The following is a 26,302-nucleotide window of genomic DNA, read 5'->3' as shown; positions in this document are numbered from 1 at the left end:
CCTCTCCAACCGGTGAAACCAACGCCCTTCAAAATGACCGCCTCATAGCCTCGGGTCGACCGGCTCCGACTCGAGCGCGAGGAGGGCGAAGACGGACTGGTGGACCTTCCACAGCGGGCCGTTGTCGACGAAAGTCGTGAGCGCCTCGAGGCCCAGACCGTGTTCGCGCTCGGCGAGATGGCGCTTCCGGCCGAGCGGGCGGTTGCGGAACAGGTCGAGGGAGCCGGTGTAGTCGGGGCCGTAGATGATCCGCAGGTACTCCCGCCCACGGACCTTGAGCCCGGGCTGCATCGCGCGCTCGGGCAGGTGGGCGGGCTTGACGACCATGCCCTCGCCACCCTCGGCGGTCAGGTCGAGCCACCAGCGCACGGCCTCGGCACGCTGATCTGCGGAGGCCAGGTCGACGAAGCGATGCCGGGTCGGCGTGATCAGGTCGCCCTCGAGCTTGGCCAGCTCGGCCAGGTGCCACTCGTGCGACTCGGTCAGCGCCAGCGCTCGGCCTTCGGCGGCCAGGATCTGGAACGGCGCCACCGTGACCGGCGCGTCGGCGGGCCGGACGTAGGAGCCGTACGCCGCGCGGTAGCGGCGCAGGTCGGCCTCTCGGTCCTGGATGCGGGTCAGCAGGTCGCCGACCTCCTGGCCACGTGCCGCCGCCTGCTCGAGCAGCGCGGATGCGGCAGGCAGGGAGGAGAGGCCGGCGGCTGCCGCGGAGGCGTACTGGTCCCGGATCAGGCCGCCGGCCTTCGCCGACCAGGGCAGCAGCTCGCAGTCGAGCGCGACCCAGTCGGTGGCCAGCGAGTCGAACAGCGGCTCCGCCGCCTCTCGAAGGCCGGCGACCAGATTGTCGGTGTCGTCGAAGAAGGAGCGCCCCGTTCGGGTGTAGATCGCCCCGGTCGAGCCGTCGGTGACGCCGAACCGGCGCGCCGCAACCTCCGCGGACCGGGCCAGGACCGCGATGGCGCGCGAGCCCATGTGCTTCTCCTCGCAGACCACGCGCGTGACACCCCACTCGGCGTACTCCTCGAAGGCCTTCTCGGGGTGCTCCAGGAAGCCGTCGACCGACGAGGTCTTCGCAGGTGACATGGTGGGTGGCAGGTAGATCAGCCAGCGCGGGTCGACGGCGAAGCGGCTCATCACCTCGAGCGCCGCGGCGGCGTTCTCCTCGGGGATCTTGACCTTGCCGGCGTGCTCGGTGGCCAGCCACATCGCTCCGCCTTCGGGCGGCATCACGTCGGTGATCCGCAGCGCGAAGCCGTCACGGGTCTCCTCGGGCAGCAGCGGGCGGACCGGCTCGTACCACTGCTGCTCGGCCGGCACCGAGACGAGCTCTCGCTCCGGGTAGCGCAGCGCGGTCAGCGAGCCTCCGAAGACGACGCCGGTGTCGAGGCAAATCGTGTTGTTGACCCATTCCGCGGTCGGCACCGGGGTGTGCCCGTAGACGACCATCGCCTTGCCGCGATAGTCCTCTGCCCAGGGGTAGCGCACCGGAAGGCCGTACGCGTCGGTCTCGCCGGTCGTGTCGCCGTAGAGCGCGAAGCTTCGGACCCGTCCTGACGTACGCCCGTGGTAGGCCTCCTTCAGGCCGGCGTGAGCGACCACGAGGCGACCCTCGTCGAGGACGTAGTGGGCGATCAACGAGTCCATGAAATCAAGCGCTGACTTGCGGAAACCCTCCTCGGTCGCGGCCAGCTGGTCGAGCGACTCGGCCAGGCCGTGGGCGACCTTGACCTTCGCTCCGCGCAGTGCCCGGACGAGCTTGGCCTCGTGGTTCCCGCTGACGCACAGCGCGGTCCCGTCCGCGACCATCCCCATCACGAGCCGGAGCACGCCCGGTGTGTCCGGGCCACGGTCGACGAGGTCGCCGACGAAGACGGCGGTGCGACCCTCGGGATGTGCCGCCGAGACCGCGGCGCCGTCGGCGTAGCTGATCTCGTAGCCCAGCTCTGTCAGCAGGGAGCGGAGCTCGGAAGCGCAGCCGTGGACGTCACCGACGATGTCGAACGGTCCGCGCAGATCGGACCGGTCGTTCCAGGGCGCCTCGCGGCGGATCGAGACGGCGTCGATCTCGTCGACGCCGTGCAGCACATGGACGCGGCGGAAGCCCTCCCTGCGGAGCCCGCCCAGGCCGCGCCTGAGCTCGCGCCTCTGCCGGCGCACGACATGGGGCCCGAAGTCCCGGTCGGGCCGGGTCGCGTTGCGCTCATGGGCGACGGGCTCGGGTACGTCGAGGACGATCGCGTCCACCAGCACGTCGTGGTCCTTGGCGAGCCTGACCAGCTGGGCCCGGTCCTTGGGCTGCACCGACGTCGCGTCGACGACGGTCAGCAGACCGCGCCGCAGCCGGGTGCCGACGATGTAGTGCAGGACATCGAAGGCGTCGCCGGTCGCGCTCTGCTCGTTCTCGTCGTCGGCGACCAGGCCGCGGCAGAAGTCGCTGGAGACGACCTCGGTCGGCAGGAAGTGCCGTGCGGCGAAGGTCGACTTGCCGCTGCCGGAGACGCCCACCAGCACGACCAGCCCGTTGCGGGGGACGTTGATCTCGCTCATCGGGTGAATACCGCCATCTGGGTCGGAGTGCCGTGGGTGTCGTCGACGTCGCCTATCCCGCGACGCTCTGCGCGATAGCCGTACGCCCCGGCGACCGCCTCGGTCCAGTCCGTGAACTCGGCGCGGGTCCACTCGAAGCGGTGGTCGGAATGACGCGTTCCGGCCAGCTCGTAGAGCTGGTTGTACTCCACGTTCGGAGTGGTCACCAGCACCGCCTTCGGGCGCGCGACGCCGAAGACCACCCGCTCCAGCGCGGCGAGCCGCGGAAGGTCGACGTGCTCGATGACCTCCATCAGCACAGCGGCGTCGTAGCCGACCATCCGCTCGTCCTCGTACGTCAGAGCGCTCTGGAACAGCGAGACCCGCTCGGCCTGCCGCTCGGAGAGGCGGTCGAGATGGAGGCGACGAGCCGCGGAGCGCAACGACCGGCTCGAGACATCGCAGCCGGCGACCTTCGAGAAGGACGCGTCGCGGACCAGTCGATCGAGGAACTGGCCGGGCCCGCAGCCCAGGTCGATCACGGTGCGCGCGCCGAGGTCGCGCAGAGCGGCGTGGACGGCCTCATGACGCTGCGTGTTGAGCGGCTTGCGTCGCTCCTCCGGCTGAGCGGTCTCCTCCTCGGCCGGCGGGTCCTCGGATCCGTCGGATCCGTCGGATCCGTCGGATCCGTCGGATCCGTCGGTCCCGTCGAGCTCGGCCAGCCGGGTGAGCGCGACCCGGGTCAGGCCGGCTCCACGACCGAGGTAGCGCCGGGTGATGAGCGCACGATCGGGATGGGCCGCCAGCCACCCCTCCCCGGAGCGGAGCAGCTTGTCGACCTCGTCGGGTCCCTGCCAGTAGTGCTTGGACTCGTCGAGGACCGGGAGAAGCACGTAGAGCTGCGAGAGCGCGTCCGCGAGCCGCAGCTCGCCGCTCAGGGTCAGATCGAGATAGCGCGACTCGCCCCATTCCGGATAGTCCGGGTCCAGGGCGATCGGCACGGCCGACACGGCCCAGCCGAGCGGCTCGAAGACCCGCCGGGCGATCTCGACCCCGCCGCGGCACGGCATGGCCGGGATCCGGATCTCCAGCGGGATCGCCGAGTCCGCGAGCTCGGGACGGGCCTTGCACACGCCCGCCCGTGCGGTCGAGAAGACGTCGGCCATCGCCACCGCGAGCAGCGACGACGCGGCGTAGGACCGGTCGTTGACGTACTGGCCCAGGGAGAAGTCGGGCACCCGCTTGCCGCGCGAGCGCGCGAGTGCCACCGGGTCGATCTCGAGCGTCACCGCCGCCGTCGTACGCTCCTCCGACGCCTCGGGGTAGAAGACCGTCGCCGTGCCGAACGCCTGCCGGAACGCCTGCACCCGATCCGGGTGCTTGTGGAGCAGGTATCCCAGATCGGTGGCAGGCGAATGGGTCGTCGAGACGGTCAGGATCACCCGACCAGTCTCCCTACGACCGCAACCGGTTTACCTCAGGCGCGAGGCGGGCGGATGAGGCCCTCCTGGGCCACCGTGGCGGCCAGGATGCCGTCGGCGGTGAAGACGCGGCCGATCGACAGGCCGCGGCCGCCGTGGGCCGAGGGGCTCTCCTGGTCGTAGAGCCACCACTCGTCGGCCCGGAAGGGGCGGTGGAACCAGATGGTGTGGTCGAGCGAGGCCATCTGGATGCCCTTGTTGTCGAGCGAGTGGGCCGCCAGGGAGGCGCCGAGCAACGAGATGTCGGAGGCCCAGGTGAAGGCCCCGCGCTGGATGTCGGGATCGTCGGGAAGCGAGGCACCCAGCCGGATCCACAGGCGCTGCTGCGCGGGACGGGCCGGGTCGGGCTCGAGGCCGAGCAGGGAGGTACCCACCGCGCGGATCTCCACCGACTCCCACTCACGTGCCAGCGAGACCGCGTCAGGGCTGCCCGAGTCGGCCATCAGCTTGAGGAAGTCGAGGCACTTCTCCGGCGGCGGGACCGACGGCATCGCGTCCTGGTGCTCGAACCCGGTCTCCTCACGCTGGAAGTTGGCGGTGAGGTAGTAGATGTCGCGCCCCTTCTGGCGCGCCCGGACCCGCCGGGTCTCGAAGGAGCGCCCGTCGCGGATCCGCTCGACGTCGTAGACGATCGGGTAGGACGGGTCGCCCGGCAGCAGGAAGTAGGAGTGCATCGAGTGCACCGTGAAGGCCGGGTCGGCGGAGCGCACGGCGGCCATCAGCGCCTGCGCGGCCACCTGGCCGCCGTAGGCGCGCCCGCGCGAGTTGCGGGTCGTGGTGGCACCGTGGAAGAGGTCCTTGTCGATCTCGACCAGGTCGAGAACGCCCACCAGCTCCGCCACTGCCTGATCCGCCGCTACGGCGTCGGTCGTCATGGGAGTGAGTGTCTCTCAGTCCTTCTCAGAGCCCTCATCCGGGTCGGGACCGTTGAGCCCGGCCAGGAACTGCTCGAACTGCTCGCCGAGCTCGTCACCGGTCGGCAGCGGCTCGTCGGGCGCCAGCAGCGAGCGACCGGACTCCTCGCCACGCTGGAAGGTGTCGTACTGCTGCTCGAGCGCGGCCACGACCTCCCGCACCTCGGCATTGTCCTCGATGTAGGAGGCGATCTCCTCGTCGCGGCGCTGCGCCTCGGCCTCCAGGTCGGAGACCGGGATCGTCAGCCGGGCCGCGCGCTCGAGCTCCTCGACGAGCACGACCGCCGCGGCCGGGTAGTCGCTCTGGGCGAGGTAGTGCGGCATGTGCACCACATAGCCGCCCGCCGGCAGGCCCCACTCCCCCAGCCGGATCTCCAGCATGGCCTGGGCCGAGGCCGGGATCCGGATCTCGCCCTTCCACGGGCTCTCCCAGACCTGGCCGGAGAGCTCCTGCGCCGCGTCGTTGGCGTGCCGTGTCGTGGTCAACGGCCGGGTGTGCGGCACCGCCATCGGCACCGAGGTCAGCGAGATGACCTCGGTCACGCCGAGGCGCTCGATGACCTCGCGTACGGCACCGGCGAAGGCCTCCCAGCGGTTGTCGGGCTCGGGACCGTGCAGCAGGAGGTAGGGCGTGTCGCCGGTGTCCTTGAGCAGCCGGACGACCAGCCGCGGTGCGTCGAAGGACTCGTAGTGGTCGCTGACGAACGAGATCGCCGGGCGGCGGGCCCGGTAGTCGTGGAGCTCGTCGACGTCGAAGGTCGCCACCACCGGCGCTCGCCTCGAGGTCTGGATCAGGTGGGCCGCGGCCCGCTCGGAGGCCTTGCCCGCGTCGAGGAATCCGTCCAGGACCACCACCAGCGGCAGCTGGTCGCCTCCCGCCTGGATGATCTCCTCGGGCAGGTCGTCCACGATGTGCACCAGTCGTGACGCCATCGGTGCCTCCTCCCGTTGCGTACGGACCTCGGGGGTCCCGCCGTCAATTGCCTCGCCCGGGGTCTCGACCCTGGGGCTCAACCTTCTCAATACACGCTTCCACATGACGACAGCGCAGCATCCTGGACGCCCAGGATATTCCCAAGCCGACTCGCGGAGGTCGGCGACCACGTCCGACCCGCCGATGTGACCTCCCCCTCGGTGCACCCGTTGTTACTAGCGGGTAATGTAGGCCGCGGGCACCATCCGTGCCCGCATCAACCGACATGGAGTGACACGGTGACCCGACAGCTGCGAGAAGTCGTCTTCGTCGACGGCGTACGCACACCTTTCGGCAAGGCCAAGGGCCAGTACGCCGAGACCCGCGCCGACGACCTGGTCGTCAAGCTCATCCGTGAGCTCACGCGCCGCAACCCCGAGCTTCCCCCCGAGCGGATCGACGAGGTCGCCATCGCCGCGACCACCCAGATCGGCGACCAGGGCCTGACCATCGGCCGCACCGCGGGCCTCCTGGCCGGACTCCCCCAGTCCGTGCCCGGCTACGCGATCGACCGGATGTGCGCCGGCGCGATGACCGCGGTCACCACGACCGCCGGTGGCATCGCCTTCGGTGCCTACGACGTCGCCATCGCCGGCGGTGTCGAGCACATGGGCCGCCACCCGATGGGCGAGGGCGTCGACCCCAACCCCCGGATCATCTCCGAGAAGCTTGTCGACCCCTCGGCGCTCGTCATGGGCAACACCGCCGAGAACGTCCACGACCGCTACCCGGCGATCACCAAGGAGCGCACCGACGCCTTCGCCGTCCGCTCCCAGGAGCTGGCGGCCAAGGCGTACGCCGACGGCAAGATCCAGCCCGACCTGGTTCCCGTCGCCACCCGCTCGGCCGAGAACGGCTGGGGCCTGGCCACCACCGACGAGCCGATGCGTCCCGGCACCACTCCTGCGGACCTGGCCAAGCTGAAGACCCCGTTCCGCCCGCACGGTCGCGTCACCGCGGGCAACGCGGCCGGCATCAACGACGGCGCGACCGCCTCCCTGCTGGCCTCCGAGGAGGTCGCCAAGGAGCTCGGCCTGCCGATCAAGATGCGGCTGGTGTCGTACGCCTTCGCCGGCGTCGCCCCCGAGGTCATGGCCGTCGGCCCGATCCCGTCGACCGAGAAGGCGCTGGCCAAGGCCGGTCTCACGATCGACGACATCGAGGCGTTCGAGATCAACGAGGCGTTCGCGATCCAGGTGCTCGCGTTCCTGGACCACTTCGGCATCGCCGAGGACGACTCGCGGGTCAACCCCTACGGCGGCGCGATCGCGTTCGGTCACCCGCTGGCCTCCTCCGGCGTGCGGCTGATGATCCAGCTCGCCCGGCAGTTCGAGGAGCGCCCCGAGGTCCGCTACGGCCTCACCACCATGTGCATCGGCCTGGGTATGGGCGGCACGGTCATCTGGGAGAACCCGAACTGGAACGGCAAGGAGGCCTGACATGACTGACATCAACACGCTCCTCGCCGACGTGGAGAAGCTCTACTCCGACGACGAGGTCGTCACCAAGGCGAAGCTGCAGAAGGTCAACCTGCCCTCCGGCAAGGTCCTCGGCCTGGTCACCCTCGACAACGGCCACGACCACACCCGCCCGAACACCTTCGGGCCGAAATCGCTGGTCGAGCTCAACACCGCCTACGACGCGGCGCTGACCGACCCGGAGATCGACGCGATCGCGGTGACCGGCAAGCCGTTCATCCTCGCGGCCGGTGCCGACCTGACCTCGCTGCAGGCCGGCGGCCCCGACGGGATCCGTACGATCGCCGAGCTCGGTCACGCGGTCTTCCGCAAGCTGGGCGACGGCGACGGCACGACGAAGAAGCCGTCGTTCGGCTTCATCAACGGGCTCGCGCTCGGTGGCGGCCTCGAGGTCGCGTTGCACGCCGACTACCGCACGATCCAGGACTCGGTGCCGGCCGTCGGCCTGCCCGAGGTCATGCTCGGCCTGATCCCGGGCTGGGGCGGTGGCTACCTGCTGCCGAACCTGATCGGTCCGGCCAAGGCCGCCAAGGTCTTCATCGAGAACCCGCTCAACAACGGCAAGGTGCTCAAGGGCACCGAGGCCAACGACTTGGGCATCGCGGACGCGATCTTCGGCGGTGCCGACTACCTCGAGCAGTCGCTGCTGTGGGCCGACAAGGTCCTCACCGGTGACGTGCAGGTCGAGCGTGAGGAGATCGACCGCGGCGAGGCCTGGGACGAGGCCGCCAAGAACGCCGGCTTCTTCGCCTGGGCCAAGACCGGCGACGCCTCCCCGGCTGCCAAGAAGGCCGTCGAGCTGCTCACCCTGGCCAAGACGGCGACGCGCGACGAGGGCTTCGCGGCCGAGGACGACGCTCTCGTGGCGATGTCCAAGACCCCGCAGCTGCTCGCCTCGCTCTACTCCTTCGACCTGGTGCAGAAGCGCGCCAAGCGTCCCGCCGGTGCGCCCGACAAGGCGCTCGCGCAGAAGGTCACCAAGGTCGGCATCATCGGTGCCGGCCTGATGGCCTCGCAGTTCGCGCTGCTCTTCGTCCAGCGCCTCAAGGTGCCGGTCGTCATGGTCGACCTCGACCAGGAGCGCGCCGACAAGGGCGTGGCGTACGTTCACGCCGAGCTGGACAAGAAGCTCGCCAAGGGCCGTGCCAGCCAGGACTCGACCAACCGTCTCAAGGCGCTGGTGACCGCTTCGGTCGACTACGCGGAGGCCTTCTCCGACGCGGACTTCATCATCGAGGCCGTCTTCGAGGAGATGGGCGTCAAGAAGACCGTCTTCGCCAACGCCGAGGCCGTCGCGCCGGAGACCGCTGTCTTCGCCACGAACACCTCGAGCCTCTCGATCACCGAGATGGCGGCCGACCTGAAGAACCCCGAGCGGGTCGTGGGCTTCCACTTCTTCAACCCGGTCGCGGTCATGCCGCTGCTGGAGATCATCAGCGGCGAGAAGACCTCGGATGCCGCGCTGGCCACGGCCTTCGCCACCTCCAAGTCGCTGAAGAAGACCTCGATCCTGGTCAAGGACAGCCCGTCCTTCATCGTCAACCGGCTCCTCGGCCGGTTCATGGGCGAGATCGCCAAGATCGCGGACGAGGGCACCCCGATCGACGTGGTCGAGTCCGCGTTCGCGGGCGTCACGCCGATGTCTCCCTACCAGCTGATCGGGCTGGTCGGGCCGGCGATCGCGTACCACAACAACGAGACCCTGGCGAAGGCCTTCCCCGAGCGCTTCTACCTCTCGGAGAACCTCCACAAGGTCGTCGAGGCCAAGAAGGCGTCGTTCTTCGGCGCCGACGGCCGCACGCTCGACCCGGAGGTCGAGGCGCTCCTCACCGTCGGCGACGTCGTCAAGACCGCCGAGGAGGTACGCCAGCAGACCCTCGAGGCGATCGCCGACGAGATCGGCCGGATGCTCGACGAGGGTGTCGCCCAGGCCGCCGAGGACATCGACCTCGGCATGATCACCGGTGCCGGCTTCCAGTTCTGGAACGGTGGCATCACCCAGCTCCTCGACCGCGAGGGCATCTCTGAGAAGGTCACCGGCAAGAAGTTCCACTGACCGACGACAGACCGCCCCCGACCGATCGAATCGGTCGGGGGCGGTCTGGTCTCCGCTGCCGAGAACCCAGGCGGCGAGAGGTCAGTCCTCGACGGGCTCAGGCCTTGTCGGTGGCGATCTTGCCGCCCGGGGTGGCCGGCGCCGAGGCACCCATGGTCTGCCGCACGCGAGCGGCCTGCTGGCGACCCGCGGACTGCACTGAGCCGCGGCGGCTCTCGATCCTCTTGCGGATCACCTCATCCGCCGCCCTGAGGTCGAACGGCGCAGACATCTGCTCAGGTGACCAACGGAACTCGGCCACGATGTCGTCATAGAGCATTTGAATCCCCCGAGTGCTTGTGGTGACGTACCGAGGGCCCTCGTCGCCCTCGACGGAGCCCACTCTAGGCCAGAACCGACCGAACTCCGCCACAGGCCCGGCCGGAGAGACCGATCCCGAGGGTCAAAATTCGACCTCTCGGCGGGTCAGAGACTGACGTCTCGGGGAAGCGCGGTGGAGGTCATGGCACCCAGGCGTTCGATCGTGTCCAGAGCGATCGACTGGGAGGTCAGGCCGATGCTCTCCAGGATCTTGGGGCGCTTGGCGTGGTCGAGGAACTCCTGCGGGATGCCGTGGATCTTCACCGGCGTGCGTACGTCGGCAGCGGTCATTGCCTGCAGGAAGGTGGCACCCACGCCGCCGGTGACACCGTTGTCCTCGATGGTGACGACGAGGCCGTGGTCGGCGGCCGCCTCGACGAGGGCCGGGTCGACCGGCTTGACCCAGCGCGGGTCGACGACGGTGACGCCGATGCCCTGGGCGATCAGCCGGTCCGCGACGCCGACGGCGACCTCGGCCATGGATCCGACGCCGATCACCAAGACGTCCTTGGTGCCGTTGCGGACCAGCACATCGGCCTCGCCGAGCTTGGCGATCGTGGGGATGTCCTCGGGCGGCGGGCCCTTCGGGAAACGTACGACGGTCGGCGCGTCGTCGACGTCGACGGCCTCGTCGAGCAGCTCGTTGAGGCGGGCGATGTCGCGCGGTGCGGCCAGGCGGAGGCCGGGAACGACCTGGAGGAGCGACATGTCCCACATCCCGTTGTGGGAGGCCCCGTCGTCGCCGGTGACCCCGGACCGGTCGAGGACGAACGTCACGCCGGCCCGGTGGAGCGCACAGTCCATCAGCACCTGGTCGAAGGCCCGGTTGAGGAAGGTGGCGTAGACGGCGAAGACCGGGTGCAGCCCGCCCATCGCCAGGCCCGCGGCCGAGGTGGCGGCGTGCTGCTCGGCGATGCCGACGTCGAAGGTGCGCTCCGGGAAGCGCGCCTGGAACCTGTCGAGACCGACCGGGTGCATCATCGCGGCGGTGATCGCGACGATGTCCTGGCGGCTCTCACCCAGTCGCACGATGGCGTCGGAGAAGTGGTCGGTCCAGATCCGGCCCTTCGGCTTCTCGGCGCCGGTCTGGACGTCGAAGGGACCCGGCGAGTGGAACTGGTCGGCCTCGTGGCGCTCGGCCGGGTCGTAGCCGTAGCCCTTGCGGGTGATCGCGTGCACGATCACCGGGCCACCGAACTTCTTGGCCGAGGCCAGCGCCTGCTCGACGGCGTGCCGGTCGTGGCCGTCGACGGGGCCGACGTACTTCAGGCCGAGATCCTCGAAGAGCCCCTGGGGCGCGACCGCGTCCTTGAGCCCCTTCTTCACCGCATGCAGCGCGTCGTAGGCCATCGCACCGATCCCCGGCACCGCGTTGAGGCGCCGCTTGACCATGTCGAGAAGGACCTCGTAGCGGGGATTGGTGCGCAGCGAGGTCAGCGCCGTGGCCAGGCCACCGATCGTCGGGGTGTAGGAGCGGCCGTTGTCGTTGACCACGATGACCAGCTTGGAGTCGTGCTGGATCGCGATGTTGTTGAGCGCCTCCCAGGCCATCCCGCCGGTCAGCGCGCCGTCACCGATCACGGCGACCACGTGGCGGTCCTCGCCGCGGATCGTGAAGGCCTTGGCCAGCCCGTCGGCGTAGGAGAGCGCGGTGGAGGCGTGGGAGTTCTCGACCACGTCGTGGTCGGACTCGGACTGGCTCGGGTAGCCGCTCATCCCGCCCTCGCGGCGCAGCGTGCCGAAGTCGCCGGCCCGGCCGGTGACGAGCTTGTGGACGTAGGACTGGTGGCCGGTGTCGAAGACGATCTTGTCGCTCGGGCTGTCGAAGACCCGGTGCATGGCCAGCGTCAGCTCGACGACACCGAGGTTCGGCCCCAGGTGGCCGGTGTTGGTGGCCACGGTCCGGATCATCAGGTCCCGGATCTCGCTCGCGAGGAGCTCCAGCTGGTCATCGGAGAGATCACGAAGATCCTGCGGCGCGGCGATGCGTTCGAGGAGACCCATGGCCCGGATTCTACGTCTCGACCCTGAGCGCCGCCGATCCGGATAGCGCCGCGTGCTGGGGCGATCCGAGGAAGGGCGTCAGCCCGATCCGGGCCGAGTCGCTGAGGTCCAGGTCAGGGACGGTGGCGGGGTCGACGAAGACGATCTGGCGGCCTTCGTGGCACACGATGTCGGCGTCGGTGAGGTCGACGCCGGCGGCGTACAGGTGGAGCTTGTCGTCGGACCCGGTCTCGGAATGGTGCACGTCGTGGACGGCGACCAGGTGCAGGTCCTCGGGGCTCAGCCGGACCTCGGTCTCCTCCTCGAGCTCGCGGACCGCGCCGGTCAGCGGGTCCTCCCCCGGCTCCAGATGGCCGCCGCTGAACGCCCACTTCTCCGGCGCGATCCGGGGGTGCTCGTCACGCTCCTGGAGCATCACCCACCCACGACGGTCGACAAGGATCACGGCGGCGAACTCGGTCATGAGGAGCGAGCCTAGTCGGCCCCGGGACACACCGACGCGCGCGGCCTCCGCACCTCGCTCGTCAGTACGTCACCGACCCGGTCGAGCCCGACGGGCTCCTCGACCAGCTCCGCCCACGGACGCGTCGACGCCGCCAGGAAGGCGACCTGCTCCCTTCCACCGCCGACCTGCCGAGCCTGCTGTAGATGGTCAACTGACGACGTGATGGGTCGACGGGCAGGCCTCTTCGGGTGCTGGGCAAAGCTTGTCGACCAGGTCGCCGAGGCTGTCCGCGTGAAGGTCGAAGCGGTCTGAGGGTCCGGGCGGGTTCCCCGCGGGCCGCGCGACGTAGGCCGCGCGCATGCTGTGCGCCTGGGCTCCCCGTAGGTCCCAGGCGTGGGCTGCCACCATGAGCACGCGCTCCGGCGCGCATCCGGCGGTGTCGATGGCCAGCCGGTACACCTCCGGCGCCGGCTTGTAGGCACCGACAGTCTCACCGGACAACACCTGGTGCCAGCGCAGCCCGGCTCCCGCGCTGAGCCGCAGCAGCGAGGCGCGGCTGGCGTTGGAGAGGGCCAGCACCGGGACACACCGCGCGAGCCGGTCGAGACTGGCCACGGAGTCGTCCCATGGCGGCAGACGCTGCCCGGCCGTAGCGATACGCGCGACGGTCGCCGGGTCCGTGCCGCCCACATGGTCGGCCACCCGAACGGCTGCTTCCCAGTCGATGACGTCGGTATTGACGTAAGCGCGGTCGCCGTGCGCGATGCGCTGCTGCTCGCGCTCGACGTGCTGTTCCCACACCGAGAGAAGCTCGCTGAGGAGGTCCTCGTCCGCTGCCGGCACCGCGCTGCGGAGCGCCGCCCGCAGGCCGCCCGGTTGGTCGACCAACGTTCCGAGAACGTCGAAGACGACGACATCGATGTCACTTATCCCCAGCATGTGCTCGCTCCTGCCCGTGCGGTCGTCACTGGTTCAACAGGTGACGAACGTTGCCAAGCAGGCGCGTCACCTGTCAAGCTGGTGACGTGGATTTCACGTTCGTGAGCGGCGACCCCGCGCTTGATCTGACTGGGACCGTCGGGTCCCGCCGGGACGAGGCAGTCGACCTCCTGCGCTCGCCTGCGGACCTCGAACGATGGGTGGCCGAGTGCCCCGGGCTCCCCGACGACGTCTCTGCCGATGAGGCCGGCTTCAGGTTGGCTCTCTCGCTGCGCGAGGCGATCTATCGGCTCGCCCTCGACCGCGTGCTGGATCGGCCGTTTGACCCAGTGAGCCTCCGGATCGTCAACGACACGGCCGCCGGCTCTCCGCCCGTGATCAAGCTGAGTGACTCGGGGCTGTGCGTGTCGGGAGATCTCCCTGAAGTGCTTTCCGAGTTGGCCAGGTGCGCCGTCGCGTTACTCGCAGACGCCCGCTCCTGCCTCAAGGAGTGCGGCCGCACCGACTGCACCCGCATCTATCTCGACCGGTCACGCGGTTCCCGGCGCACCTGGTGCGGGATGGAGGAGTGCGGCAACCGGGTCAAGGCCGCCGCCTATCGAGCACGCAGACTCGCGTCGGCAGCAGCCGGGCCGGAGCTCGGTAGCGGTCAGCGGCCCGGCCGACGTCAGCGTGAAAGGTGACGTCTGTCGATCCACAGGCCTTGACCATTGCTCCCCCGGCGACCGCGGAGCTGCCGACACTCCTGTGAGGCGTACGTTCCTTGACTGAGCACAAACCAAGGCAAAGACTGGCGTCATGGCACTGACCAAGAAGCAGAAGAAGGCGATCATCACCACCGGCGCGCTCGCGGCCCAGGCGGCGGTGGCGCCGGTCATCCTGCGCGACCTGCAGAAGCGCTCCGACGACGAGATCCGCGGACCGCGCCTTCTGTGGCGGCTGTGGGGCAGCACCAACCTGCTCGGTGCGGCGGTCTACTGGTTCTACGGCCGCAAGCCGGAGGCTGCCTAGGTCCTCGCCACGCCCCGAGGCTCGGTGAGGAGCCGGATCGCGAAGATCAGCTCCTCGACGTCGGCGAAGCGGCGCAGGTCGCACCCGGTGCGCTCGGCTATGCGCTCGAGGCGGTGGTAGGCGGTGTTGACGTGGACGTGGAGACGCTCGGCGGCCAGCTTGGCGTTGAGGTCGCAGGCGACGTACGCCAGCATGGTCTCGATCATCACCCGGTCGCGCGCGAGGTCCTCCTCGACGAACTGGCGCAGCGCCGGGCGCACCAGGCGGCGAGCGGTGGGATCCTCACGCAGCACCAGGTAGTCGATGGTCGAGATCATCGGCAGGGCCACGACTCCGGAGTCCGCACCGAGGACGTCGCGCGCGATCCCGGCCTCCGCGAACGCGGCGGGCGCGGCGTCCAGCCCCACGTGCACCGTGCTGGCACCGACAGCCAGCTCGAACCCCTCCCGCGCGAGCTGCCGGTAGATCCGCCGCAGGTCGGGCACGATCGTCCTGACGTCGTCGGTGGCGACGGGCAGGATCCCGACCAGCTGCTCCTGACGGATGACCGTGACCCCCTCGCGCGCCGGGCCCAGCTCGGTGCGTATGTGCCGAAGCGCCTCCCGCAGGCTCCGCCCGGGACGTAGCGGCCGCACCGGCACCGCGACCACGACGATGATCCGGTCGTCCGGCTCCAGCCCGCACCTGCGGGCCACCTCGAGCATGGGGCCCGGCCGTATGCCTCGTCCGGCGAGCAGGTCCTCGACGAGGTCCCGACGGATCCGGTCGCCCTCGGCGAGCTCGACCTGATGGGCAGCGAGGTAGGCCTCGGCCGCGACCGTGCTGCCGACCTCGATCACCTGCATCACGTGGGCTGCCACCGGGAGCGCCGCACGGCTGGTCTCCGGGTCCTCGGCGGCGATCTCGGCGATGCGCTCCCACAGCGCCACCTGACCGATGCGGAAGGCCTGCAGGAAGTCCGCGAGCGCGACCCCCTGGCGGACCCGGTGGGTCGCCTGGTCCACGGTGAACTGGAAGTCGTCGCGTACGGCGGCGCGTCCCTCCTCCAACGTGGTGAGCACGGCCAGGAAGACGGCTTCGGCGTGGTCGCCGACCTCCTTGCGCAGCTCGGGGTCGGGGCTGACGGCGTAGGCGGGGACCTGGTCCCAGTTGTGCTTCAGGAACAGCTCGACGATGTGCGGGAGGTCCTCCCTGATGCCCGCGACGATGCGTTTGATCGGATCCGTGCTCATCGCGCTCCCTCGTGTTGTCGCTGGCGGTTGCGGCGTCAACCAGAACAACGCACGAGTGTGGCGTCCGTCACGCCTCAGCGGGCTGTGATCTGTCTCCATCCGGCATGTCGGGGCCTCACACATTTCCCGACGCGCCCTTCCCAACCGAGATCTGCCTGGTGAATGGTGCTATGTGTCGGGGGTCACAAAACTCGGACCCTGCCCACGCCAGGAGTGATTACACATGGGGACGCACAACTCGGAGGGCCCTGCTCGGGTCTCCAGACGCTCGTTCGTCGGATACGTCGTAGGCGGCGCCACGCTGATCGCCGCCGCCGATCTGGGCCTGACGCCATCGGCCGCCCAGGCGGCGCCGATCCCGTCGGTGCCTCAGGTCCCCGAGCTCTACGACCTCAACGACTTCCTGACCCACTGTGCGACGCCGACCTCGAACCTGATCGCGATCGAGGTCGACGACAAGGGCCACGCCCACTTCGCGCTGCCGCGGATGGAGGTGGGCCAGGGCATCACCACGGCCGTCGCCATGCTCATCGCCGAGGAGCTGGAGCTTCCGGTCGACCACGTGCACGTCACGCTGGCGCCGGCCCGTCCTGAGCTGCTCTTCAACCAGCTCACCGGTGGCTCCAACACGATCATCTCGGTCTACACCCCGGTGCGCGTGGCGGCCGCCATCGCCCGCAAGGCGCTCCTCGATGCCGCCGCGATCCTGCTCGGCACGACCGTGGCTCAGCTGGTCGCCAAGGGCGGCGTGATCAGTGCCCCGGGTGGCTCCTCGGTGACCTACGGCGAGGCGGCCGCCAAGGCGGCGAAGCCCACCACGGAGAAGGTCGAGGTCGAGCTCAAGGAGACCTCGGAGCACACCATCGTCGGCAAGCCCCACCGGCGCGTAGACGCGCGCGACGCCGTCACCGGCAAGAAGAAGTTCGCGATGGATCTCGACATCCCGGACGCGCTGCCCACGATGGTCTGCCGGGCGCCCGAGCTCAACGGCACCCCGGATTCGATCAGGAACAAGGGCGAGGTCGAGAAGATGCCCGGCGTCACCCACGTCGCGATCATCCCCACCGGCGTCGCGGTCCGGGCCAAGACCTTCGGTCAGTGCATCGACGCCGTACGCGCACTGGACGTCACCTGGAACTCCGGCACCGTGACCACGATGTCAGCCAAGGACATCAAAGCCGAGCTCAAGGCCGGGCAGATCCCGCTGGCCGTTCCGAAGGTCGGCGCCACCGCCGTCGACGGCGAGTTCACCTTCAACTTCCGCAGCGGCTCGGCGCTGGAGCCGAACTGCGCGGTCGCCGACGTACGCGACGGGGAGGCCACCGTCTGGGGCGGCCTGAAGTCACCGATCGACGCTCAGGGCAGGATCGCGAAGGCGCTCGGCATCCCGCAGACCAGCGTGACGGTCAACGTCGTCCAGGGCGGCGGTTCCTTCGGCCGCAAGCTGTTCAGCGACGCGGCGGTCGAGGCCGCGCACGCCTCCAAGGCGTTCGGGGCGCCGGTCAAGCTGATGTGGCACCGCGCCGACGAGCCGCGCCAGGGCCGGGTGCACCCGATGGCGGTCTCCCAGGTCCGGGCGACGGTGCTGGCCGGCAGCGTGCTCACCTTCGAGCAGCGCCACGCCAGCGTGGCCTGCGACTTCACCCACGGTCTCGGGGAGCGACTCACGGCCGAGGCGGCGGCGCTGCCCTCGGGTCTGTCGAACCTGAGCTTCTCGGAGTCGATCTTCCTGCTCGCCACCGAGCTGCCCTACAACTTCGGCGTGGTCACCCAGCTGCTCAACGAGCCGAAGCCCGCGGTCGACCGGTTCAACACCAGCTCGGTGCGCAACATCTACTCCCCCGACGTCGCCACGGCCAGCGAGCTGATGGTCGACCAGCTGGCCAAGAAGCTGAAGCAGGACCCGGTCGCCTTCCGGCGCAGCTATCTCAAGAGCGACACCGTCAAGCGGGTGCTCGACCGTGCCGCCGAGCTCGGCGACTGGGGCCGCTCGATGCCCGCCGGCACGGCGCAGGGCATCGCCATCCACAAGGAGTACAAGGGCGCCACCGCCGTCTTCGTCGAGATCGACTGCCGCCCCGAGACGGTCAACCGCGAGGTGCGCGACGCGGTCACCGGGCCTCGGGTCACCAAGGCCGTCGTGGTCGCCGATGTCGGCCTGGTGATCAACCCGGCCGGGGTGAAGGCCCAGATGATGGGTGGCTTCTCCGACGGGATGTGCCAGGCGCTGACCTACAGCAACCACCTGGTCGACGGTCAGTTCCTGGAGGCCAGCTGGGACAACTCGGCCTACACCCGGCAGTGGAACGTGCCCTTCGAGTTCGAGTGCGAGGTGATGGAGTCGCACGGCGGCCAGCCGGGCGGTGTCGGTGAGGCCGGTGTGGCCGCCTCGATGGCCGCCGTCGCCTGCGCCTACACCCGCGCGACGGGCGAGATGCCGACGGAGTTCCCGATCAACTTCCACGAGCCGCTCCACTTCGAGCCCAAGTCCTTCATCCCGTCCGTCCCCGAGTCGCCGACCGACGGCCTCGCCTACACGTTCTGAGGTCTCCGATGCCTTCTCACACCTTCCAGCTCAACGGCGAGACCGTCACCGTCGACGTCGAGGACGACGTACGCATCCTGTGGGTGCTGCGCGACGTCCTCGGTGTCACCGGGCCCAAGTACGGCTGCGGCATCAACGTCTGCAAGGCCTGCACCTCGCACATCAACGGCAAGGCGTTCAACCCCTGCTCGGTGCGGGTAGCCGACATCGGCGCCGACGACGAGATCACCACCATCGAGGGTCTCGCCGACACCGCTCCGGGCGACGGCCTCCACCCGATGCAGGAGGCCTGGCTCGAGCACGACGTCGCCCAGTGCGGCTACTGCCAGCCCGGTCAGATCATGGCCGCGGTCGCCCTCGTCAACAAGGTCCGAGCCGAGGGCCGGGCCATCAACGAGGCCGACCTCGACACGATCCGCAACGTCTGCCGCTGCGGCACCTACTCCCGGATCCGGGAGGCCATCAAGACCGGACAGGACGCGATGGCCCGCGGTCTCTGACCGGTCAGTCCCCGGAGAGCTCCTGCTCGATCCGCTCGACCTTCGCGCTGAGCTGGCCGGTGTAACCGGGCCGGATGTCGGCCTTGAGCACCAGCCCGACCCGCGGGGAGACGGCGGCGACCGCGTCGACGCACTGCTTGATGACAGCCATGACCTCGTCCCACTCACCCTCCAGGTTGGTGAACATGGCGTTGGTCTCGTTGGGCAGTCCGGACCCGCGGACGATGCGGATCGCCTCCGCGACCGAGGCGGCCACCGAACCATCGGGGTCGTCGGTCGTTGTCGGGGCGATCGAGAAGGCGACAAGCATGTCGAAACACTATCCAAACGCCGAGTCGGCCTGCCTATAGTGGCGCCGCCGGGGGCCGAAGGTGTCACTGCCGGTAGGAAGGAACCGATGAGTGAGGGACTCGACCGGCTCGCCGCCACCCTGGGCGTGCCGGCCACGCGGCTCGCGCCGCTGGAGGCGTACGACGACCAGCAGCTGGGCAGGTTCGACGACCTGACCCGCAGCGCGATGACCGCGGAGGACAAGGCCTTCGAGGCCTCCCTCGACGAGGCGCTGAAGCTGGTGCCGAAGATGCTGCGCGGGGTGGTCCAGAAGATGCTCGGAGGTGGCCGATGACCGCACTGACCAGCGCGCTGGAGATCACCAAGCTCGCCCACGAGATGCACATCGACGAGGCCGAGCTCGCCTTCCTCACCACCACCTCCGCCGACGACCTCCGCGACCTGCGCGGGATCGTCTCGCACGCGATGTTCAGCCGCCACGAGTCTCGCGTGAAGGGGCTGGCCGCGGTCAGCAAGAAGCTCCCCGCGGCCGTCACCGCAAAGATCGCCGAGTTCGCGATGGGCCCGATGCTCAGCGCCCGGGTGGCCGCGGTGATGGACGCGTCCGACGCAGCGAAGCTGGCCGGCCACCTGAAGCCGGAGTTCCTCGCCGAGCTCTCCGTCCACCTCGACCCGAGCCGGGTGGCGGGCATCATCGCCAAGCTCGACCGGGCCCTGGTCGTCGACGTCGGCCGCCGGCTCCTCGCCGACGGTCACGTCCTGACCCTGGCCAGGTTCACCGGCGTCGTCGGCCCCGAGACCTCGCTCCAGGTGATGGACGGCGCCACCGGCCCCGAGATCCTGCAGGTGGCGCTCTTCCTCGACGACACCTCGGTGCTCGACCCGATCCTCGCCGGCCTGTCTGACGAGACCCTGGCCGAGGTGGTTGCCGCCATCGACGACCACGGCGAGGCGGCCGAGTCGCTCCTGGCCACCCTCAGTGAGGACAGCCGCGCCAGGATCGCGTCCCTGGCCTGAGGCGGATACGACGGGGAGTTCAGCATGGGTTACTCGGCGGTAATCCATGTCGATCTCCCCGTCGTATCCGACTCGAGTCACCCAGCTCGCCGGTGGAGCATCCTCGATCGCTGCTCGGATGTCAGGGCACGTCGTTCCTCGACCGTTGTAGTTGGTACCCACCAGGCCGGCGGCGTCACCGTCCAACGACCCGTTCGGTCTCGGCCTGCCCGCCGGCATGCGTCCCGGGTACGCCGCAGAAAGTCGGAAGGGTCGCGGCGATCGGCGGCGACCATGGTCACGTACTCCAGGCCCAGGCGACGGAAGGCTCCCTCGCGGCGGATGTCCTTGGCTCGCTGTCGTCCCTCGAGGTGGAGCGACCCGTCGTACTCGCCGACCACGCCGTGGTCCAGGTCGAGCAGGTCCGGCGTACCGATGTGGTTGCCAGCCTCGTCGAACACCGGATGGTTGCTGACCAGGTTCAGCAGGCCGATGCCCCGCCACAACAGCCGCATCTCGGTCTCCATCCGCGACCACGTGTTCTCGTCGCCGAGCGCGATCGCCTCGCGGCATCGGCCCACCCCGGTCCAGCCCGACAGGCGCAGGACGTACGCGTCGGCCTCCTCCTTCGAGACCATGTCCGACTGTGCGGCGAGGTCGAAGATCTTGACCGCCTCGACCAGCGTCGGAGCGAACCTCATCTCGAAGCAGACCGACCGCAGCGGGTGCGTGACCGACAGGCCGTCGACGACCCGCCGATCATCGCGCTGGCGCCGTTCGGCCGTGATGAACGCACCCGGAGGCGCGTCGACGCGGTGGTCGTCCACCAGGAGCGGGACCGGCAGCTCGCGGCCGAGGTGGACGCCCTCGAACTCGCCCGCGCCGAGCCAGCGCAGCGCCGCCCACCCGGTCACCGCATCATCCGGACCGAGCGCCACTGCGGCCTCGACGATCCGCTGCTCCGGAGTGTCAGCGGTGAACCGCGCAGGGAGGTAGTAGCCGTGACTCGTCCTCCGCCACCCTTTGCCGGCCACCTGACCACGCGTCGGCCCGACCTTCCCGGCGCGATCAATGCGCACAGGACGTACGAGCTCTGGCCGGCGTACGTCAAACACCGGAGGCTCGAAGGTCTCAGCAGGAACGGGCACGCCGGAATCATCACCCACCCCGAAATTCCCCGCAGAAGTTATCCACAGCCTCTACCACCGTCAGGTACGTCGGGGAGTTTTGCAGGGGCTACGCGCGGGTAACCCCTGCAGAACTCCCCGTCGTACCGGCAGATGCGCGAACGGCCCGCCACCCTTGCGGGTGGCGGGCCGTTCTCAGTCGGCTCAGGCGTTGACCAGGCTGCGCAGGACGTACTGCAGGATGCCGCCGTTGCGGTAGTAGTTGGCCTCACCGGGGGTGTCGATGCGGACGACCGCGTCGAACTCGACACCGGTGTCGGTGGTGACCTTGACCGTCTTCGGGGTGACGCCCTCGTTGAGCGCGGTGATGCCGGAGATCGAGAAGGTCTCCTCACCGGTCAGGCCGAGGCTGTCGGCGTTCTGGCCCTTCGGGAACTGCAGCGGGATGACACCCATACCGATCAGGTTGGAGCGGTGGATACGCTCGAACGACTCGGTGATGACGGCCTTGACGCCCAGCAGCGACGTGCCCTTGGCGGCCCAGTCGCGCGAGGAGCCCGAACCGTACTCCTTGCCGCCGAGGACGACCAGCGGGGTGCCGGCCGCGGCGTAGTTCTGCGCCGCGTCGTAGATGAAGCTGACCGGAGCGTCGGGCTGGGTGAAGTCGCGGGTGTAACCACCCTCGGTGCCCGGGGCGACCTGGTTCTTGATCCGGATGTTGGCGAAGGTGCCGCGGATCATGATCTCGTGGTTGCCTCGGCGCGAGCCGTAGGAGTTGAAGTCACGCTGCTCGACACCGTGCTCGATGAGGTACTTGCCGGCAGGCGAGTCCTTCTTGATGTTGCCCGCGGGGCTGATGTGGTCGGTGGTGACCGAGTCGCCCAGCTTCAGCAGCACGCGGGCACCCTCGATGTCGGTGACCGGCGACGGAGTCTTGGCCATGCCGTCGAAGTAGGGAGCCTTGCGGACGTAGGTCGACTCCTCGTCCCAGGTGAAGGTGTCACCGGTCGGGGTCGGCAGGTTCTTCCAGCGCTCGTCGCCCGCGAAGACGTCGGCGTAGTCCTTGGTGAACATGTCCGAGGAGATCGCGGTGGCGATGGTCTCCTCGACCTCGGCCGGGGTCGGCCAGATGTCCTTGAGGAAGACGTCGTTGCCGTCCTGGTCCTGGCCCAGCGGGTCCTCGAACAGGTTCAGGTTCATGTTGCCGGCCAGGGCGTAGGCGATGACCAGCGGCGGCGACGCGAGGTAGTTCATCTTCACGTCGGGGTTGATGCGACCCTCGAAGTTGCGGTTGCCGGAGAGGACCGAGACGACGGCGAGGTCGTGCTCGTTCACCGCGGCGGAGACCTCGGGGATGATCGGGCCCGAGTTGCCAATGCAGGTCACGCAGCCGTAGCCGACCAGGTTGAAGCCGACCTTCTCCAGGTAGGGCGTGAGGCCCGACTTGTCGTAGTAGTCGGTGACGACCTTCGAGCCCGGCGCGAGGGTGGTCTTGACCCACGGCTTGCGGGTCAGGCCCTTCTCGACGGCCTTCTTGGCCAGCAGCGCCGCGCCGATCATGACCGACGGGTTGGAGGTGTTGGTGCAGGAGGTGATCGAGGCGATCGTGACCGCGCCGTTCTCCAGCTCGAACTGCTGACCGTCGGCCAGGGTGACCGGGATCTTCGCGTCGGTCGCCTTGGAGGTGTACGTCGGCAGGTGACCCTCGAAGGAGGTCTTGGCGTCGGTGAGCGAGACGCGGTCCTGCGGGCGCTTCGGGCCGGCGATCGAGGGGACGACCGTGGAGAGGTCGAGCTCGAGCTTCTCCGAGAAGCGCGGCTCGGCGGCCGGGTCGTGCCAGAGGCCCTGCTCCTTGGCGTACTTCTCCACCAGCGCCAGCTGCTCCTCGGAGCGGCCGGTGAGCTTGAGGTAGTTGATGGTCTCCTCGTCGACCGGGAAGATCGCGATGGTGGAGCCGAACTCGGGCGACATGTTGCCGATGGTGGCGCGGTTGGCCAGCGGCAGCGCGGTCACGCCGGCGCCGTAGAACTCGACGAACTTGCCGACCACACCGTGCTTGCGCAGCATCTCGGTGATGGTGAGCACCAGGTCGGTGGCGGTCGAGCCCTCGGGCAGGTCGCCGTGGAGCTTGAAGCCGACGACGCGCGGGATCAGCATGGAGACCGGCTGGCCCAGCAGCGCGGCCTCGGCCTCGATGCCGCCGACGCCGAAGCCGAGGACGCCCAGGCCGTTGACCATGGTGGTGTGGGAGTCGGTGCCGACGCAGGTGTCGGGGTAGGCCTGCAGCTCGCCGTCGACCTCACGGGTGAAGACGGTGCGGGCGAGGTGCTCGATGTTGACCTGGTGGACGATGCCGGTGCCCGGCGGGACGACCTTGAAGTCCTCGAAGGCGGTCTGGCCCCAGCGCAGGAACTGGTAGCGCTCGCGGTTGCGCTCGTACTCGATCTCGACGTTGCGCTCGAAGGCCTCCGGGGTGCCGAAGACCTCGGCGATCACGGAGTGGTCGATGACCATCTCGGCGGGCGAGAGCGGGTTGATCTTGGTCGGGTCGCCGCCGAGCTCGGCCGCGGCCTCACGCAGCGTCGCCAGGTCGACGATGCACGGCACGCCGGTGAAGTCCTGCATGATCACGCGCGCCGGCGTGTACTGGATCTCCTTGTCGGGCTCGGCGGTCTCGTCCCAGCCCGCCAGCGCCTTGATGTCGTCGGCGGTGATGTTCGCGCCGTCCTCGGTGCGCAGGAGGTTCTCCAGCAGCACCTTCAGCGAGAAGGGCAGCGACGCGACGTCGAGGCCCTCACCCTTGACCGCATCCAGGCGGAAGATCTCATAGGACTTACCGTCCACGTCCAGGGTGCTCTTGGCACCGAAGCTGTCCTTGCTGGCCAACGCGTTCATCTCCTTGCTCGCGTCCACAGTGACGTACGTTCTCAAGTCTTTGAGGCCCATCCTGCCCCGGCTACCTACGCCGGGAAAACAAAGGCTCACCTAACCTTTTGCGGCAGACTCGCCGCCGATCTCTTGATATCAAGATACATGATGTCGAACGACAATTCGAATCACCCGGCGCGCCGTGTTGTGACGACCGCCGCTGACAGCGATCCTCGGATGCTCCATGATTGGTCCGACCGGGCCACCCGTCGGGCCGCAACTCGTCGGGCACGAAGTGATACGAGGAGAGCCTTGAGCACCCTGATCGCCGTCGTGGCGCTGGTGATCGCCCTGGCCGCCGGCGCTGTCGCCTGGCGCCTGCGGCGCGCCAACAAGGCGCTGCGTGCCGAGACCATCGGTCTGCTGTGGCGCCTGGAGCAGGCCGACCTCTCGGCCCCGCGCACCGCCTACGCCGAGCTCCCGCCCGAGGACCGGCTGCTGAGCATCCGCATCCTCAACCCCCTCGAGCTGGCCTCCGCACAGACCAAGGCCGCGACGATGCTGCACAAGGTGCGCCCGGCGCTGCTCTCGAAGATGGTCTACGACCAGGCCGCCGAGTCGCTGCGTGAACGGCTCGCCGACGAGGGCGTCGTGGCCGAGGTCAAGGTCCATGCTGGTCGCTAGCCTCACGCTGATCGCCGCTCTCGGCTCCGCCGTCGTCGTCGGCCTCGCCTTCGCCGAGCAGCGTCGCCTGGAGCAGGCCCTGGAGGACGTACGCCTCGGGGACCTCAAGGCGCGCACCTCCCGTGCCGAGGCGGAACGTGCCGCCGACTGGCTCGGTCCGATCACCGACCCGATCACGGCCCCGTTCGCCGAGGCCACCCGGTCGGTGGCCGGTGCGCTGGCTCGAGTGGTCCCCTACTCCGGCCGGCGCGGTCCACGCGTGCTCAACGCGATGCCGCCCACGACGACCGGTGAGCTGCTGGGCACCCTCGGCCCTCACCTCGACGAGGCCGTCCTGGATCGCCGGCAGCTGATCACCGACCTCTCCGACGACCCGACGATGGCGCTGCAGATCATCGTCGACGAGCGCTAGTCGAGAGCCTTCAGCCGCTCGCGCAGGCGGTCCCGCTCGTCGTCGGTGAGCGGCACCTCGAGCTCCTCGAGGTAGCCCATCACCTCGTCGAGCCCGATCTCGCGGTGCTCGGTCTCCTCGCCCTCGCGACGGATGGTGACGGTGTTGTGGGTGAGGCTGAGGTGTCGGTCCCGGAGGAGCTTGGTCGTGATCAGCCGGTGCCGGAAGTGCACCGTCGGGAAGGTGCTGGTGTAGTGGTGGCCGAGCGCGACGTCGCTGGGCACGACCAGCGCCTCGTCGTGGGTGTGCATCAGCTCCCACCCGTCGTCCTTGGCCCGCTCCAGCGCCCAGCCGTGCTCGCCCCACCGCACCCGGTGCCGGATGCCCCGGACCTCGTCGACCGCGCCGTCGACCAGCGGGATCGGCCGCCACACGCTCAGCCCGAACCCGGGATCGGCCAGCAGCCGCTCGCCGTCGAGGTCGACAACGACCACCAGATGCGTACGTCCGGCCGCGGTCGGGTCGGGACCGACCCGTGCCAGCCGCCGCTCGACGGCGAAGCCGAGCCGGTCCAGCACCGCCGCGAGCAGCGTGCCGTGCTCGAAGCAGTAGCCGCCTCTCCCCCGGCCCGCGAACTTCGCCTGCACGTCGGGCAGGTCGACGCCGGGATGCTGGTCGAGCAGCACATCGATGTTGTCGAAGGTGAAGGCACGCAGGTGCGCGTCGTAGATCTCCTCGAGCGCCTCCCTGGACGGGCCGGGTGGCTCGGCGACCCCGATCCGGTCCAGGTATGCCGTCAGATCGAGCCGGTCGGTGCCCCACAGGTCGTCGCTCACGGCAGCATCTCAACGCCGATGGCCGTGACGCGCAACCGATATCGGCTGGGCCGTCTTGCTTCGGGCTCTGCCTCGGCGCGTCAGGAGGCGGTGCGGGGCCAGGTCAAAGCGCACCGCACGATGATCGCGAGAAGGGTCAGCTCCAGCACGATGCCGAGGCCGTAGAAGTACAGCCAGGACGCGCCCACGATGTTGAACACCGTGACGGGAACGTAGAGCGAGGCCACGACGAGGTTGGTGTTGCGGGCAGCACGGGCGGGCAGCGTCGTCGACAGCACGACCATGAGGATCGGGATGGCCACGAGGATCAGCGCCGCGGTCGAGAAGGTCTGGGAGAGGTCGAACTCGAAGACCCTGCCGTCGAGGATGTCTTCGACGACGCCCGGTGTGAAGAAGTTGAGGATGTCCACGTAGGCGTAGAGGAACATGAAGCTGGTCCATGCCGCGGCGAGCTTGGCTCTCACCGGGATCGGCCGGTCGTCCAGTGTGGTGGTGGGTCGGGGTGTGCTCATCATGGGCTCCGTTCGTGTGCTGAGGATCGGTGGGTCCACGATCGCCGGGTCCGGCGGTGGGCACCTCCGCCCGGAGGTTGGAGCTCACCTGACCGATGGCATGATCTGTCTCTCGTACTTTCGGCCGGTACGC

General features: G+C 69.2%; 24 protein-coding genes. 10 read left to right on the top strand and 14 right to left on the bottom strand.

Annotated features, from left to right (window positions below; translation table 11 throughout):
• Positions 1–42: 42 nt before the first annotated feature.
• Genes ACIA03_RS17515 through ACIA03_RS17500 form a run of 4 tightly spaced genes read right to left on the bottom strand, consistent with a single transcriptional unit; the run spans position 43 to position 5,854 of the window.
• The gene (locus ACIA03_RS17515; protein WP_396984689.1) at positions 43–2,547 is read right to left on the bottom strand and encodes a polynucleotide kinase-phosphatase; all 2,505 of its coding nucleotides are present in this window, start codon (positions 2,545–2,547) and stop codon (positions 43–45) included.
• Positions 2,544–3,968 carry a 3' terminal RNA ribose 2'-O-methyltransferase Hen1 gene (locus ACIA03_RS17510; RefSeq protein WP_396984687.1) on the bottom strand — a complete coding sequence of 475 codons (1,425 nt, stop codon included), beginning with the start codon at positions 3,966–3,968 and terminating at the stop codon, positions 2,544–2,546. The genes ACIA03_RS17515 and ACIA03_RS17510 overlap by 4 nt, the downstream gene beginning before the upstream one ends.
• Positions 3,969–4,003: 35 nt before the next feature.
• Positions 4,004–4,882 carry an acyl-CoA thioesterase gene (locus ACIA03_RS17505; RefSeq protein WP_396984685.1) on the bottom strand — a complete coding sequence of 293 codons (879 nt, stop codon included), beginning with the start codon at positions 4,880–4,882 and terminating at the stop codon, positions 4,004–4,006.
• 15 nt (positions 4,883–4,897) lie between these two features.
• The gene (locus ACIA03_RS17500) at positions 4,898–5,854 is read right to left on the bottom strand and encodes a proteasome assembly chaperone family protein (RefSeq protein WP_396984683.1); all 957 of its coding nucleotides are present in this window, start codon (positions 5,852–5,854) and stop codon (positions 4,898–4,900) included.
• A 279-nt stretch (positions 5,855–6,133) separates the two neighbouring features.
• Here ACIA03_RS17500 and ACIA03_RS17495 point away from each other — a divergent pair, with 279 nt between their 5' ends.
• Positions 6,134–7,333 (top strand): thiolase family protein, encoded by a 1,200-nt coding sequence (locus tag ACIA03_RS17495; RefSeq protein WP_396984681.1) that lies wholly within the window; start codon positions 6,134–6,136, stop codon positions 7,331–7,333.
• 1 nt (position 7,334) lies between these two features.
• On the top strand, positions 7,335–9,428 hold the full coding sequence (locus tag ACIA03_RS17490; RefSeq protein ID WP_396984679.1) for a 3-hydroxyacyl-CoA dehydrogenase NAD-binding domain-containing protein: 2,094 nt from the start codon (positions 7,335–7,337) through the stop codon (positions 9,426–9,428).
• A 97-nt stretch (positions 9,429–9,525) separates the two neighbouring features.
• Here ACIA03_RS17490 and ACIA03_RS17485 read toward each other — a convergent pair whose 3' ends face one another.
• The 4 genes from ACIA03_RS17485 to ACIA03_RS17470 form a co-directional block, all read right to left on the bottom strand.
• Positions 9,526–9,747 carry a hypothetical protein gene (locus tag ACIA03_RS17485; protein WP_396984677.1) on the bottom strand — a complete coding sequence of 74 codons (222 nt, stop codon included), beginning with the start codon at positions 9,745–9,747 and terminating at the stop codon, positions 9,526–9,528.
• Between the two features lie 146 nt (positions 9,748–9,893).
• Positions 9,894–11,792, bottom strand: coding sequence for a 1-deoxy-D-xylulose-5-phosphate synthase (gene dxs / locus ACIA03_RS17480; protein ID WP_396984675.1), 1,899 nt, complete (start codon positions 11,790–11,792; stop codon positions 9,894–9,896).
• A gap of 10 nt (positions 11,793–11,802) precedes the next feature.
• A complete protein-coding gene (locus ACIA03_RS17475; protein ID WP_396984673.1) occupies positions 11,803–12,255 on the bottom strand; it encodes an NUDIX hydrolase in 453 nt (150 codons plus the stop codon).
• 189 nt (positions 12,256–12,444) lie between these two features.
• Positions 12,445–13,176 (bottom strand): haloacid dehalogenase type II, encoded by a 732-nt coding sequence (locus ACIA03_RS17470; RefSeq protein WP_396984671.1) that lies wholly within the window; start codon positions 13,174–13,176, stop codon positions 12,445–12,447.
• A gap of 86 nt (positions 13,177–13,262) precedes the next feature.
• Between ACIA03_RS17470 and ACIA03_RS17465 the strand changes: the two genes are divergently transcribed.
• Together ACIA03_RS17465 and ACIA03_RS17460 are read left to right on the top strand one after the other, a co-directional pair.
• Complete coding sequence (locus tag ACIA03_RS17465) at positions 13,263–13,859, top strand: CGNR zinc finger domain-containing protein (RefSeq protein WP_396984669.1); 597 nt, start codon at positions 13,263–13,265, stop codon at positions 13,857–13,859.
• A gap of 115 nt (positions 13,860–13,974) precedes the next feature.
• Positions 13,975–14,187, top strand: coding sequence for a hypothetical protein (locus tag ACIA03_RS17460; protein WP_396984667.1), 213 nt, complete (start codon positions 13,975–13,977; stop codon positions 14,185–14,187).
• Here the strand turns inward: ACIA03_RS17460 and ACIA03_RS17455 are convergent.
• Positions 14,184–15,419, bottom strand: coding sequence for a PucR family transcriptional regulator (locus tag ACIA03_RS17455; RefSeq protein ID WP_396984665.1), 1,236 nt, complete (start codon positions 15,417–15,419; stop codon positions 14,184–14,186). The two genes, ACIA03_RS17460 and ACIA03_RS17455, sit on opposite strands and share 4 nt — an antisense overlap.
• Before the next feature lie 223 nt (positions 15,420–15,642).
• Between ACIA03_RS17455 and ACIA03_RS17450 the strand changes: the two genes are divergently transcribed.
• Both ACIA03_RS17450 and ACIA03_RS17445 read left to right on the top strand, forming a co-directional pair.
• The gene (locus ACIA03_RS17450) at positions 15,643–17,964 is read left to right on the top strand and encodes a molybdopterin cofactor-binding domain-containing protein (protein WP_396984663.1); all 2,322 of its coding nucleotides are present in this window, start codon (positions 15,643–15,645) and stop codon (positions 17,962–17,964) included.
• 8 nt (positions 17,965–17,972) lie between these two features.
• Complete coding sequence (locus ACIA03_RS17445; protein ID WP_141793249.1) at positions 17,973–18,464, top strand: (2Fe-2S)-binding protein; 492 nt, start codon at positions 17,973–17,975, stop codon at positions 18,462–18,464.
• Positions 18,465–18,468: 4 nt separating this feature from the next.
• Here the strand turns inward: ACIA03_RS17445 and ACIA03_RS17440 are convergent, their stop codons facing one another.
• On the bottom strand, positions 18,469–18,774 hold the full coding sequence (locus ACIA03_RS17440) for an MTH1187 family thiamine-binding protein (RefSeq protein ID WP_396984660.1): 306 nt from the start codon (positions 18,772–18,774) through the stop codon (positions 18,469–18,471).
• A gap of 87 nt (positions 18,775–18,861) precedes the next feature.
• On the opposite strand from ACIA03_RS17440, the gene ACIA03_RS17435 reads away from it, so the two are divergent.
• Positions 18,862–19,089, top strand: coding sequence for a hypothetical protein (locus ACIA03_RS17435; protein WP_396984658.1), 228 nt, complete (start codon positions 18,862–18,864; stop codon positions 19,087–19,089).
• On the top strand, positions 19,086–19,772 hold the full coding sequence (locus ACIA03_RS17430) for a hypothetical protein (RefSeq protein WP_396984656.1): 687 nt from the start codon (positions 19,086–19,088) through the stop codon (positions 19,770–19,772). The genes ACIA03_RS17435 and ACIA03_RS17430 overlap by 4 nt, the downstream gene beginning before the upstream one ends.
• Positions 19,773–19,849: 77 nt before the next feature.
• On the opposite strand, the gene ACIA03_RS17425 is transcribed toward ACIA03_RS17430, so the two are convergent.
• Positions 19,850–20,899, bottom strand: coding sequence for a hypothetical protein (locus ACIA03_RS17425; RefSeq protein WP_396984654.1), 1,050 nt, complete (start codon positions 20,897–20,899; stop codon positions 19,850–19,852).
• A gap of 183 nt (positions 20,900–21,082) precedes the next feature.
• Positions 21,083–23,773 carry an aconitate hydratase AcnA gene (acnA, locus tag ACIA03_RS17420; protein WP_396984923.1) on the bottom strand — a complete coding sequence of 897 codons (2,691 nt, stop codon included), beginning with the start codon at positions 23,771–23,773 and terminating at the stop codon, positions 21,083–21,085.
• Between the two features lie 285 nt (positions 23,774–24,058).
• Between acnA and ACIA03_RS17415 the strand changes: the two genes are divergently transcribed.
• Both ACIA03_RS17415 and ACIA03_RS17410 read left to right on the top strand, forming a co-directional pair.
• Positions 24,059–24,430 carry a hypothetical protein gene (locus tag ACIA03_RS17415; protein WP_396984652.1) on the top strand — a complete coding sequence of 124 codons (372 nt, stop codon included), beginning with the start codon at positions 24,059–24,061 and terminating at the stop codon, positions 24,428–24,430.
• The gene (locus ACIA03_RS17410) at positions 24,417–24,842 is read left to right on the top strand and encodes a hypothetical protein (RefSeq protein WP_396984650.1); all 426 of its coding nucleotides are present in this window, start codon (positions 24,417–24,419) and stop codon (positions 24,840–24,842) included. Before ACIA03_RS17415 ends, ACIA03_RS17410 begins: the two co-directional genes overlap by 14 nt.
• Here the strand turns inward: ACIA03_RS17410 and ACIA03_RS17405 are convergent.
• Both ACIA03_RS17405 and ACIA03_RS17400 read right to left on the bottom strand, forming a co-directional pair.
• On the bottom strand, positions 24,839–25,657 hold the full coding sequence (locus ACIA03_RS17405) for an arylamine N-acetyltransferase (RefSeq protein ID WP_396984648.1): 819 nt from the start codon (positions 25,655–25,657) through the stop codon (positions 24,839–24,841). The genes ACIA03_RS17410 and ACIA03_RS17405 overlap by 4 nt on opposite strands.
• Positions 25,658–25,737: 80 nt before the next feature.
• Positions 25,738–26,169: a DUF6326 family protein gene (locus tag ACIA03_RS17400; RefSeq protein WP_396984646.1), complete on the bottom strand. Its 432-nt coding sequence runs from the start codon at positions 26,167–26,169 to the stop codon at positions 25,738–25,740.
• Between the last annotated feature and the right edge of the window lie 133 nt (positions 26,170–26,302).

Origin of the sequence: Nocardioides sp. NPDC051685 (genome assembly GCF_044453405.1) — a bacterium.
GTDB lineage: Bacteria > Actinomycetota > Actinomycetes > Propionibacteriales > Nocardioidaceae > Nocardioides.
Note: the sequence above shows the minus strand (reverse complement) of the source record. Positions and strands in the feature narration are given on the sequence as shown.